The sequence below is a fragment of the Nonomuraea candida genome, from assembly GCF_000725485.1.
GTDB lineage: Bacteria > Actinomycetota > Actinomycetes > Streptosporangiales > Streptosporangiaceae > Nonomuraea > Nonomuraea candida.
In genome coordinates this window covers 11,789-24,652 of record NZ_JOAG01000030.1, presented here as the reverse complement: position 1 = coordinate 24,652, position 12,864 = coordinate 11,789, and the positions used below count along the sequence as shown (strand labels likewise).

Sequence of the window (12,864 nt, the reverse complement as noted above, 5' to 3'; positions counted from 1 at the left end):
CCGGGCGCCGGCCTGACCGGTCGTCAGGTCGCGGGCGTGCCGCCGTACTGGGTGATCACGGCGTCGGCGTCCCTGAGGAGAACGGCCCGGACCTGGTCGTCGGAGAGGGGCTGCCGGGTGACGGCGTCCTTGAACGTCCGGAGCGCCTTGATGATCTTTTCGGGCTTCTTCTCCTTGTTCTCGGCGTCGCGCACGGCGGCGAGCCTGGTCCGCAGCCGGTGCGCGTCCTTGTCCGTCAGCTTGCCGTCCCTGGCGAAGCGGTCGATCAGGCCGGCGAGGTCCCGCGTCGAGGTGGTGACGGAGAACGTCACGGACTGCTCGGTCCGGTTGCCCGCGTTGCTGACCGCGGTGACCGTGAGCGTGTGCGTGCCCAGGGCCAGCCCGTACAGCGGCTGGAGCGTCCCCGGCGCGAACGGCTCGCCGTCGAGCGTGCCGGTCACCGACTTCACGCCGGACCCGGAGCCGGCGACCTGCCAGGCGATCCGCAGGTCCTGGCTGTCGCCGTACTTCTCACCGGCGGCGACGCCGGAGATCACCACGGTGGGCGCGCCGCTGTCGATCCGGAACGCGGAAGCCTTGACGTCCTCGGCGTTGCCGGCCTTGTCGGTCGAGCGGTAGCGCAGCTCGTGCCCGCCCTCGCCGGAGACGGTGACCGCGCCCGAGTACGGCGTCCAGTCGCCGCCGTCCACGGAGTACTCGGTCCTCGCCACGCCGGAGGTGGTGTCCGTCGCCGTGAGCGTCACCGGCACCGCGGCGCCGTGCCATCCGCCGTCGTCCGGCGACGGGAACTGCGCCGCGGTCATCGGCGCCGTCGCGTCCTGCCGGACGGTGAGGGTCCGGGCGTCCTCGACGTTGCCCGCCTTGTCCGCCGAGCGGTAGGCCAGCGTGTGCGAGCCGTCGCCGGAGACGACCACCGGCGCGGTGTAGGCGGTCCAGTCGCCGCCGTCGAGCCGGTATTCGGTCCTGTCGACGCCGCTGCCGTCCGCCTCGTCGGCGGCCGACAGCGTGACCGAGACCGGGCCGGTGAACCAGCCGCTCTCCGGAGCCGCCGGGTCGGTCGCCGCCGTCGTGGCCGGGGCCGTCGTGTCGTCGCCGCCGCCCCGGGCGAGGTGCACGTAGTCGAACTTCGCGGTCACCGGGGCGGTCTGGCCGTTGCCGCCGAAGGCGTACACGCCGATCTTCGCCCCGCTCGCCACGGCGCCGTTCCTCACCCCGGCGGGCCCGCCGAGCTCGGTCCAGTCGGTGCCGTTCGCGGAGTAGTGGGCGCGGAAGGTGTCGGCCTCCTTCGTCAGCCGCAGCCACCACACGCCGGAGCCCTGCGTGCCGGTCTGCGGCTGCGGGTCCAGTACGGTGCCGCCGAGCTCGCTGCGCAGCTCGATCCTGGTCTGCACCGCCGAGCCGGGGGCGTTGTCGGCGACCAGGTCGAGCTTCACGTAGTCGTCGTCACCGGCGTAGACCAGCAGGCCGCCCTGGTGGTAGGCCTGGTCGAACGCCGAGCCGTCGAGCTTGGTCTCCAGCGTCCAGTCGCCGCTGGGCGCGTTCTGCAGGACGAGGTTCTTCGGCCCGGTGTTGTCGGGCCCGTAGATGTCTCCCTTCGAGGTGTCGATCAGCAGGCTGCCGCCGCTCACCCGCAGCCCGGTGGCGTCGGGGCGGACGATCGCGTTCCAGCGGCAGGAGTCCAGCGTGCCGCCGTCGAACTCGTCGTCCGGCGCCGGCGTGGTGGCCGTGTCGTCCGGCGTGATCTGGAACCAGTCGAAGGAGGCGTCCACCACCGGGTGGCCGCCGGTGCCGGACAGCGCGAGCAGGCCGATCCTCGGGTTGGCGATGCCGGCCAGCTTCTTCGTCTCCGGCATCGCCGTGAAGGCGGCGCCGTCCGCCGAGTAGAAGGCGTTCAGGTTCGTGCCGTCGCTGGCGAACCGCACGTACACCGTGTCCGGATAGGCGTCCCCAAGGGCGGCCGTGTTGCTCGCCGCCACCTCGTTCGGGTTTCCGCTCTCCTCCCGGATGAACTGGAAGATGCGGTTGGCGTGGTCGTCGGCGCCGCGCGCCTCCAGCACGATCTTCGCGTAGTTGTCGTCGTCGCCGTACAGGACCAGGCCGGCCTGCTCGTAGGCGTCGAGGGCCCTGAGCGTGACCTTGGCGGTGGCGGTCCAGGCTCCCTGCGGCGCCGGCTGCACCACGATGTTCGGCGTGTCGCCGCCGGCGCCGTAGATGTCGGTGCTCGACGTCGGGATCACGAGGCTGCCGCCGGCGACCTTGAGGTCCTGGTTCTCCCGGATGACCGACCAGCGGTCACGGTCGAGCCGGCTCCCGGTGAAGTCGTCGGAACGGCCGGTGAGGCAGACCGTGGTCGCCGGCTCGACCTTGACCGGGACCTGCGCGGTAGCCGAGGCGCCCTTGTCGTCGGTGGCGGTCACCACGGCCGTGTAGGTGCCCGGCGCGGTGTAGGTGTGGCTCGCCTCGGCGGTGGTGGGCTGCGGCGCGCCGCTCACCCCGAGGTTCCACTTGTAGGTGATCGGGCCGCCTTCGGGGTCGGTGGCCGTCGCGGTGAAGCCGACCGTCAGCGGGGCGACGCCCGTCGCCGGGGTCGCCGTCGCGGTCACGGCCGGACGCTGGTTGTCGGTGGCGCCCTTGCCGACGAAGTCGACCCAGTTGAAGTTGGCCAGGTAGGCGTTGTCGGCCGCGCCCGCCGGCTTGCGCACGACGAAGTACAGCGGTCCGCTCCCGGTGGGCGGGCCGGTCAGGTCGAGGGTGACGTCGGTGAACGTCTGCCAGCCGCCGGTGGGCGTCACGTCGGCCGAGCCGACCAGCGTGCCGGTCTCGGGGTGGCCCGCCCGCACCTGTACGGTCCCGCCGGCGCCGGCCGAGGAGGCCCGGAACCGGATGGCGGTGACGTTCGACAGGTTCGCCGGGTCGAACGACCACCAGTCGCCGTCCTGGATGAACCCGATGTTGAGGTTGCCGCCCTGCGGGTCGGTCGTGGTCTCCGTCTGCACCCCCTCGGCGTCGGTGCCCTTGCCGCCGGCCACCCGGCCGGTCTGCGTGAAGTGCTCGGCCTGCTTGCGCTTGGGCTCCAGGATGATCTGGCCGCGCCCGGTCAGCGGCTTGGCGGCGCCGGCGCCCTCGTCGGTGTACGTGGCCTCGACGACGTAGAAGAGATTGTCGTACTCGCCGTGGCCCGCCTGCTGGGTCTGCAGGAGGCCCTCGCAGCCTTCGAGCTGGTCGAGCGGGTGGCCGTGGCTGTCGTGGCCGAGGATCGCCTGGATCCGCACCTTGTCGCAGTCGATCGTGCCGTCCTCGGGGTCGGTGACGGTGACCTTGAACCTCACCTGGTCGCCGAAGTCGAAGAAGGCGCCGTTCGGGGGGACGTCCACGGTGACGGTGGGACGGGTGTTGCCCGCGGTGATCGGCACGCCGGCCGTGCCGGTCCTGCCGTCGGAGTTCGTCACGGTCAGGACGACGCCGTAGTCGCCCGCCTTGTCGTAGGTGAAGGTGGGGTGGGGTTCGGTGGAGTCGGTGTCACCGTCGCCGTCGAGGTCCCAGGCGTAGGTGATCGCCTTGCCGTCCGGGTCCCGGCTGCCCTCGCTGGAGAAGGTGACGGCCAGCGGCAGGGGCCCGTCGGTCCTGTCCGCCGTGGCACGGGCGATCGGCGGGCGATCGCCCTTGATGTAGTCGATGCGGTAGACGCCGGAGTCGGCGTTGTCGCCGCCGAAGCCGGAGCCCCACTCGATCAGGTAGAGCGCCCCGTCGGGGCCGAACTTCAGGTCCATCGGCTTCTTGAACGTCAGGGAGCCGAGGATGCGGTTCATCTCGACGACCTTGCCGCCGCTCTCGTCGAGCTGGAAGGACCACAGGCTGTCGTTGTTCCACTCGCCGAAGATGGCCTTGCCGTCCCAGTAGGCCGGCCACTTCACGTCCGACCGCAGGTCCGCGTCGTGGCGGTAGACCGGTCCGCCCATCGGCGCGCCGCCGCTCAGCTCGGGGAAGTTCCGCGGGTCGGCCCCGTAGTGGTACCAGATCGTCGCCGAGATCGCCGGCGGCAGGCCGGTCAGGCCGTCGTTGTTGGGCGAGTCGTTGACCGGCGCCGCGCAGCTGAACGCCGAGCGCGACTGCTTGGTGGCGAAGTCGTAGTCGACGTACGGGCTGTTGTCGCCGATGCAGTACGGCCAGCCGTAGTTGCCCGGCTTGGTGACGAGGTTCCACTCGACCGTGTTCTGCGGGCCCCGCGTGGCGCTCGCCCCGCCGGCGTCGGGGCCGTACTCGCCGACCATGACGCCGCCCGTCTTCGGGTCGAGGCCGATCCGGAACGGGTTGCGCAGGCCCATGCCGTAGATCTCGGGCCGGGTCTTCGCGGTGCCCGGCGGGAACAGGTTGCCGGCCGGGACGGTGTAGGTGCCGTCGGCCTCGGGGTGGATCCGCAGCAGCTTGCCGCTCAGGCTGTTGGTGTTGGCCGAGGTGCGCTGGGCGTCCCACGCGGCGCGGCCGGACTGCTCGTCGATCGGCGTGTAGCCGTCGGAGGCGAACGGGTTGGTGTTGTCGCCCGTGGCCAGCCACAGGTCGCCGGTCCTGGGGTCCATCACCATGCCGCCGCCGTGGTGGCAGCACTCGGCCCGCTGGACCGGGACGTCGAGGAGCTTCTTCTCGGTCGTCAGGTCCAGGGTGTCGCCGGTGACGGTGAACCTGCTCAGCCGGTCGACGTTCGTGCCGGCGGGGGAGTAGTAGAGGTACACCCAGTGGTTGGAGGCGAAGCCGGGGTCGAGCGCCAGCCCGAGCAGGCCGCTCTCGTTGGCGGTGAAGACGTTCAGCTTCGCCGCCGTCACCGTGCCGCCGGCCGGCTTGATGATCTTGACTTCGCCGAGCCGGTCGATGTAGAAGACCCGGCCGTCCCCGGCGATGTCCACCACCATCGGGTTCGAGGTGCTGTCATCGAGCGTGACCTTCTCGAAGCTGGAGCTCTGCGAGGCCGAGCAGTCGGCCTTGACCGCGCCCGCGGCGGTCTGGATGCCTCCCAGCAGGAGCTTGAGGAAGTTCGGCTCGCTGTAGTTCTCCTTCAGGTGACCGAGCCCGGTGTACCACGAACGGCCGCCGTCGAAGTCCTGGCACCACGTGATCGGGTGATCGGCGCCCATCGTGCCGCCGGTGTAGGACCTCTCCTCCAGCGAGGCCAGCACGTGCACCGACTCACGGGGATTGGCCTGGTAGTCGTACCACTCGTCGGTACGGGTCCAGCTCGTCGGCAGGTCCTTCGTGGACGGGTGCGCCGGGTCCTCGACCTTGACCGTGGCCTGCTGGATCGCCGGGTGCTGCTTGAAGTACGCCCCGACCAGCTTGCCGTACCAGGGCCAGCCGTACCCGCCGTCGGCGGCGGCGTGGACGCCCACGAAGCCGCCGCCGCCCTGGATGTAGCGCTGGAAGGCGTCCTTCTGCGCCTGCGTGCCCAGCGGGTCGCCGGTCGTGGACATGAAGATCACGGCCTGGTACTGCGCCAGGTTCTCGTCGGTGAACTGGGCGCTGTCCTCGGTCGCGTCGACCGCGAAGTTGTTGTCCTGGCCGAGCTTGCGCACGGCGGCGATGCCCTCGGGGATCGCGTCGTGCCGGAATCCGGTGGTCTTGGAGAAGACGAGCACCTTGAAGGCGGGGGCGGCGGCGGTTTCGGCCGCGGCCGGTGCGGCGAGGCGGGTGGCGCTCGCCGGCGCGGGTGAGGCGGGTAAGAGGGTGAGGACGGGGGCGACGAGGGCGAGGGCCGTCGCCGCGGCGATCCGGCGTCGCGGGCGACGCCCGTTCTGTGGCAGGGCCGCGTGGAGCAGCCTGGCCCACGTGCGAAGACGTGGTGACATGGAAACCCTTTCCTGACCGGGGGGACGTCAGGCAAGGCGCGCGCCGCCGCGCTTGTTGCCGCTTGGTTCGTAGCGGGTGTTGCGGTGGCCGGAGGGTGCCGTCTCCGGGGTTTGCGGGGGCCGTCAGGAGGCCGCCGGCCGGGGTGGGCCGGTGATCGTGGTCGGGTCCTCGATGAGCCGGCTGACCACCATGCTCGCGGCGCCCCGGGACGCGGCGCCGAAGCCGAGCGTGGAGGCGACGAACCGGCACGGGGCGGCGGGAGATGCCACCACGAGCCGGTGCAGCTGATCTTGCGCGTGGGGCAGCAGCCACTCGGCCAGGGAGGCGAAGTAGCCGCCGATGACGATCACCCGGGGGTTGAACAGGTTGGCCACGATCGAGCCGCCGAGCCCGAGCCATTGGCCGACCTGCGCCACCGCCTTCATCATCCGCACGTCGCCGGCAGCCAGGCCGCGGGCGATGTCGGCCACTCGTTCGCCGGGATCCGGCACCGGTCTGCCGGGCAGCCCGTACGCCTGCTCGGGCATGGCCGCCGCGACGAGCGCGGCCAGGCCCACCTTGGTCTCGAAGCAGCCGGTGCGGCCGCAGCCGCACCTGCCGCCGTTCGGGTCGACAGGCAGATGCCCGACCTCGCCGGAGAATCCGTCCGCTCCGCGCAGGAGTCTGCCGCCCGAGATGATCCCGCCGCCGACGCCGACCTCGCCGGTGAGGTAGACCAGGTCGGAGGTGCCCGCGGCGACGCCGGAGGTGTATTCGGCCAGGGCGGCGAGGTTGGCGTCGTTGTCCACCCGCACCGGCACGCGCGACGGGCCGAGCGCGGCGGTCAGCCGGTCGGCCAGCGGCAGGTCGTGCCAGTAGAGGTTCGGCGCGAACGTCACGACGCCGCGGGCCACGTCCACGAGCCCGGGGACGGCCACCACGATGCCGGCCGGGCTCGCTCCGGCCCGGCGCATCGCCTCCACGGCCTCCGTGGCCACGAGCCCGAGCCGGCGTACCGCGCGATCCGGGCCGTTGCCCATCGCGTCGAAGACCACCCGGCGCTCGACCAGGACGCGGCCGCTGAGGTCGGTGCCGTGGACGGCGATGTAGTCGACGTTGATCTCCATGCCCAGCGCGCCGACGTGCGCGCCGTGCAGCGCCACGGCCCGTCTGGGCCGCCCGATCGCCCCCGCGTGCTCGACGCCGACCTCCCGCACCAGCCGCCGGTCCAGCAGCTCGGCCATGAGGTTGCTGACGGTGGCCCGGTGCAGCCCGGTCGCCTCGGCGATGCCGGCGCGCGACAGGGAGGTGTGGTCGCGCAGCTCGCGCAGCACCGCTGAGAGGTTCGCCCTTCGGAGTGCCGCTGAGCCCGCCGGCGGAGGGTCGCCGCCGGAGGTGCGGGTGAGGTGCTCGTACGTCACGCGCGCCACCCGCCCTTTGTTTATCTCCGGGATCAATTAATGAGCGTTGTAACACGGAAATGTCCGGCCGAGCACCCCCGCGTTCAGTAACAAGTTGGCATCGCCGCTCTTCGGCCAGCTCGGTCGCCGTTTTCGATGCGGTTATCGAACTGTTATGCAACGTGCAACCGTTTTCCCTCTTGTCTTCTCCCGAGCCGGCCGCCTTTAATTCGGCGAGCCGTCCGTACTTATTCGGGAAGGAGCGGCGTGCACCCCAGCAGGCCTGACGCCCCCGCGAACGACTCGATGAGCCGGGGCCTGGCCGCGGGAGCCCCCGCGGACCAGACCACCGTGCGACGGTCCAACCTCGCCCTGGTGCTGCGTCACGTCAGCGGGCACGGCCCCTGCTCCCGGTCGGCCATCGCCGTCGCGACCGGGCTGAACAAGACCACCGTCACCAGCCTGGTGAGCGAGTCGCAGGCACGCGGGCTGGTCAAGGAGGCGGGACCGCAGCACGCGGGCTCCGTCGGCCGCCCGGGGGTCGCGCTCGTCCTGGACGGCTCGCGGGTCGGCGCCCTGGGCGTGGAGGTCAACGCCGACTACATCGCCGCGATGGCCACTGATCCGGCCGGCGTCGTCGTCGAACGAGCACTGTCCGACCCCGCGAGCATCGAGATCCGGCATCCCGCCACCGGGATGACCGGCAGAACCTGATCACCCCCAGAGCGTCCCGCCCCGCCTGACCGGCTGACCGGAGCCGCATCGGCATCGTTGACGCCGACCTCGGTGCCGTCGGTGGTGCCAGCCGGCGCCGTCAGGCGGGCGGGACCCCCGTGCCGCCGCCCCGCTGGGTGGCGGGGCGGCGGGCGGGAGGGTGTGCAGGGGTCTCAGCCGCGGATGACCGAGATCATCTTGTCGGCGTCGCGGGTGAGCACCTGGCGCACCTCGGCGCGCGGGACGAGCGTCCCGTCCGCGGCGAGTTCCTTGACGTCACCGAGGAGCCGCACCGCCCGGTCGTCCTTTCCGGAGGTCTGGGCCTTGCGGGCCTGGGTGAGCTTCTTGGCCAGCTTGTGGTGCGCGGCCGGCGACAGCCAGCCGGTGGCCCGGAACCGGTCGAGCAGGTTCTGCATGTCCCGCAGCGACGTGGTGACGCCGAACCGTACGGACGTGGTCACCGCGTTGCCGGCGTTGTCCGTGGAGGTGACCGCGACCGTGTGCGTGGCCAGGGTCTGGGTGAACAGCGGCAGCACCGAGCCCGACGTGTGCGGCGCGCCGTCGAGGGTGCCGGTCGTGCGGTCGACGCCCGAGGTGGCGTCCACGGCCTCCCAGGTGATCACCGCGTCCTGGGCGTCGCCGTACGTCTCGCCGTCGGCCACGCCGGACACCAGCAGGGTGGGCTTGGTGGCGTCGATCTTCAGCACCGCCGCCTTCTCCTCCTCGACGTTGCCCGCCGCGTCGGTGGTGCGGTAGCGCAGCTCGTGCTCGCCGTCGCCGTCGACCGTCACGGGCGTTCCGGCGTAGGCCGTCCAGGCGGCGCCGTCGAGGGCGTACTCGATGAGCTTGACGCCGGAGTGGGCGTCCTGCGCGGCCAGCTCGACCGGGACCGAGGTCCTGCTCCATCCTTTCTCGTTGGGCGGGGCGAACGACGCGGTGGTCCGGGGGGCGGTCGCGTCGATCTTGAGCGTGAGCGAGCGGGCCTGCTCGACGTTGCCCGCGCCGTCGCGCGAGCGGTACTCGAGGGTGTGCGCCCCGTCGCCGCTGACCGTGAACGGCGTGCTGTAGGCGGTCCAGGCGCCGCCGTCGAGCCGGTATTCGGTGGCGGCCACGCCGGAGCCGCCCTCCTCGTCGGCCGCGGTCAGGGTGATCTCGACCGGAGCGGCGGTGTACCAGCCCTCCTTGCCGTCCGGCTCGGCCGGGTTCCGCTTCGCCGTGGTGGCCGGCGCGGCCGTGTCGGCGGCGCCGCCGTCGGCCTTGGTGAAGCGGAAGGTCTGGTTGGGCGCGAGCGTGCAGTTCCACTGGATCACCGCGGCGCCGTCGTCCTGGGAGACGCCGTTGACGTCGACGCACAATCCGGTCTTGGCGGAGACGATCTGGAACAGGCCGTCGCTGGCCGGGACCAGGGTGAAGTGCTGGTTGGGCGCGTCGGCGGCGCCGGCGGGGTGGCAGGTCCACTGGACGAGCTGGGTGCCGGGGGTGGTCGTGCCGCCGGGGACGTCCGCGCACTTGCCGCTGCCGGCGTTCTTGAGCTGGTAGCCGCCGGGCGCGGGCATGACCTCCCACCGCTGGATGGGGTCGCCGGTGGCGCCCATCTGGACGAGCTTGGCGTCGTCGGCCGTCGACGCGTTCTGCGTGGTCACGTTCTTGCCGCTGTGCTGGGCGGTGACCGTGTAGAGGCCCGGCTCGATCACGGGGGGCGGGGTCTCGCCCACGAACTGGACGGCGTCCAGGTCGAAGGCGTTGTTGGCGGAGTTCTTGAACACCACGTAGAGCGTCGAGGTGGCCGCGTCCGCCGCGACCGGGACGGTCGGGGTCTGCTGGTAGTCGTTCCAGCCGCCGGTGCCGGGGACCGCGGTGGCGGCCAGCAGCCGGCCAGTGGGCGACTCGGCGCGCAGCTCGATCGTCCCGCCGCCGGTGGGACTGGACAGCCGGTAGTTCACGCCCTTGACGGCGTGCAGGTTCATCGGGGTGAACGAGATCCAGTCGTTGTTGCTGATGTCGCCGATGCGCTTGCCGCTCTCGGCGCCCGGCTCGTCGATGACGCGCACGCCCGCCTGGGCGGTGAAGAACTCGGCCTGCTTGCGCATGGGCTGCAGGATCGCCTTGGCGCGGCCGGTGAGCGGCATCTCCTGCGAGCCGTCGGTGTAGTGGGCGTTGAGCACGTAGAACAGGTTGGCGCCGTCGGGGTGGCCGCCGAGGTCGCCGGTGTTGACGACCCCCTCGCAGCCGGGGAGCTCGACGGTCTCGTGCTCGTGGTCGTCGTGGCCGAGCGCCGGGTTGACGAACACCTTGGCGCAGTCGATCACGCCGTCCTCGGGATCGGTGACCTTGATCTTGTACGGCACGTCCTGGCCGAACTGGATCGGCGTGCCGTTCGGCGGGGTCTCGATGGTCACCGTGGGCCGGCTGTTGCCCGCGGTGATCTCGATGTTGGCGAAGCCCTCCTTGCCGGTGCTGTCGCTCACCTTGAGCTGGGCGGTGTACCGGCCCACCGTCCGGTACACGTGGCCGGCCTTGGCCTGGGTGGAGTCGACGGTGCCGTCACCGTCGAAGTCCCAGGCGTAGGTGAGGGTGTCGCCGTCGGGGTCGTAGCTGCCGGAGGCGTCGAACTCGACGGTCAGCGGGACGGGGCCGTCGACCCGAGAGGAGGTGGCCCTGGCCACCGGGGAGCGGGCGCCGGCGGCGTAGTCGATGCGGTAGAGGCCGGAGTCGTTGTTGCCGCCGCCGAAGTCGGTGCCCCACTCCAGCAGGTAGAGCGCGCCGTCCGGGCCGAAGGTCATGTCCATCGGCTTGAGGAACGGCGTGTTCCCCAGGAAGCTGTTGATCTTGAAGACCTGGCCGGCGGAGTCGAGGTGGATCTCCTTGACGTAGTGGCGCGACCATTCGTAGAAGAAGTTCACGCCGTCGAAGTAGGGCGGGAACTTGGTCGGCGACGGGTTGCCGGCGTCGTAGCGGTAGACGGGGCCGCTCATCGGCGCCGAGCCGCCCGAGCCGAGCTCGGGGAAGGCGGGGGAGGTGCCGTAGCCGTACCACATGACCGGCTTGTCGATCGGCGGCAGCTCGGTGAGGCCGGTGTTGTTCGGCGACTCGTTGACGGGGGCGGCGCAGTCGAACTTGGCGCCGACCTCCTTGGTGTCGGGGTTGTACGGCGCGTACGGCTGGTTGTCACCGTGGCAGAACGGCCAGCCGAAGTTGCCGGCCTTCTTGATGACGTTGTACTCCACCAGGCCCTCGGGACCCCGGTCGGTGGTGGCGCCACCCCGGTCCGGCCCGTAGTCGGACACGTGCAGGTGACCGGTCTTGGCGTCCACGGTGAAGCGGAAGGGGTTGCGGAAGCCCATGGCGTAGATCTCGGGGCGGGTCTTGGCGGTGCCCGGCGGGAACAGGTTGCCCTCGGGGATGTCGTAGCCGCCGTCCGCCTTCGGCTTGATCCGCAGGATCTTGCCGCGCAGGTCGTTGGTGTTGCCCGCGGTCCGGGCCGCGTCCAGCATGTGCTGGCCGGGACGCCAGTCGAGCGGCGCGTACCCCTGCCAGTCGGGCGACAGGTTCGGCGGCACGTCGTCGCCGACGCTCAGGTAGAGGCTGCCGTCGGGCCCGAACTCGACCGCGCCGCCGGTGTGCCCGGGCTCGGGGTAGGTCCGCGCACGATAGGCGGGGATTTCGATGATCTTCTTCTCGGTGCTCAGGTCGATGGTGTCACCCTGCACGGTGAACCGGGACAGCCGGTTGACGTCTTCGGCGCTGCCGGCCGGCGACCAGTACACATAGATCCACCCGTTCCGGGCGAAGTCCGGGTCCAGCTCCATGCCGACCAGGCCGTCCTCACCGCCGGTGTAGACGTTGAGGGTGGCGGCGGTGACGGTCAGGTGGGTGTCGGGCTTGTAGATCTTCACCTCGCCCTGGCGCTGGACGTAGAACACCCGGCCGTCGGGGGCGACGTCCAGCTCCATCGGGTTGCTGGTGTTGTCGTCGAGGGCGACCTTCTCGAAGCTGCTCCACACGGTGCCGCCGCAGTCGCCCGGCTGCGCCCCGGCCGCCCACTCGATGCCGCCGAGGACGTGCTCGCGGAACTCCGGCTCGGCGTACGCGCTCGCCTCGTGTCCCATGGCGGTGGCCCACACCCGGGCCCCTTCGGCCTGGCGGCACCAGGAGATCGGATGGTCGGGGCCCATGGCGGCGGAGCCGGGGTTGTAGGTCGTCTCGTCCGCGGCGACCAGGACGTGCACGTTGCCGCGCGGGTTCGGCGCGAAGTTGTACCACTCCTCCGCCCGCTGCCAGCGCTGCGGGAGGTTCCTGGTCGAGGGGTGCACCCGGTCGACGACCTTGGCCAGCCCCTGGAGGGTGCCGGGCGAGTGCGCCGGCATGTGGGCGCCGCCGTTGATCAGGTCGTCCCACCAGGGGAACTCGTTCTCGACGCCCATGTCGAGCGCGTTGTGGATGGCCACGACGCCCTTGCCCGACCGGACGAACTTCTGCAGCGCCTGCCGCTGGGCGTCGTTCTCCCAGACCATGCCGGAGTTCTGCAGCATGATCAGGACGTCGTACGTGGCCAGGTCGCCGTCGTTGAACACCGAGGAGTCGGCGCTCTGCACCACTTCGAAGTCATGGGCGGCGGCCAGGTCGTTCACCATCTGGATGCCGGCCGGGATGGAGCCGTGCACGTATCCCACGGCTTTGGTGAACAGCAGGGCGCGGAAGCCGTGCAAGGCGGAGCCGCCCGCGTGGGCGGGAGCCGGCGACAGCGCCAGTAACAGGGCCGGGAGTAAGAGGGCGGCGAGAAATCGTCGCATGCGAATCTCCGGGGGGTTGGGGGGTGCCTCAGGACGAGGCGCCAACGGGACTCTGCGGGAGACGCCTCAGGGCGAGGCGTTCACGAATGCTGCGGGGGACGTCTCAAGGTGAGGCGTCAACGGACGCTGCGGGGAGGGCG

At 71.3% G+C, this 12,864-nt stretch carries 4 protein-coding genes; 1 reads left to right on the top strand and 3 read right to left on the bottom strand.

All coding sequences use genetic code 11. The annotated features are described in order from the left end of the window. Window positions 1–23: 23 nt before the first annotated feature. Together IO39_RS27655 and IO39_RS27650 are read right to left on the bottom strand one after the other, a co-directional pair. The gene (locus IO39_RS27655; RefSeq protein ID WP_063765351.1) at window positions 24–5,837 is read right to left on the bottom strand and encodes a ThuA domain-containing protein; all 5,814 of its coding nucleotides are present in this window, start codon (window positions 5,835–5,837) and stop codon (window positions 24–26) included. 123 nt (window positions 5,838–5,960) lie between these two features. Next, window positions 5,961–7,238 carry an ROK family transcriptional regulator gene (locus IO39_RS27650; protein ID WP_043629167.1) on the bottom strand — a complete coding sequence of 426 codons (1,278 nt, stop codon included), beginning with the start codon at window positions 7,236–7,238 and terminating at the stop codon, window positions 5,961–5,963. 246 nt (window positions 7,239–7,484) lie between these two features. On the opposite strand from IO39_RS27650, the gene IO39_RS27645 reads away from it, so the two are divergent. Beyond that, complete coding sequence (locus tag IO39_RS27645) at window positions 7,485–7,931, top strand: MarR family transcriptional regulator (protein WP_043628903.1); 447 nt, start codon at window positions 7,485–7,487, stop codon at window positions 7,929–7,931. Between the two features lie 173 nt (window positions 7,932–8,104). Here the strand turns inward: IO39_RS27645 and IO39_RS27640 are convergent, their stop codons facing one another. Continuing rightward, on the bottom strand, window positions 8,105–12,724 hold the full coding sequence (locus IO39_RS27640) for a ThuA domain-containing protein (protein ID WP_084773602.1): 4,620 nt from the start codon (window positions 12,722–12,724) through the stop codon (window positions 8,105–8,107). Window positions 12,725–12,864: the final 140 nt, after the last annotated feature.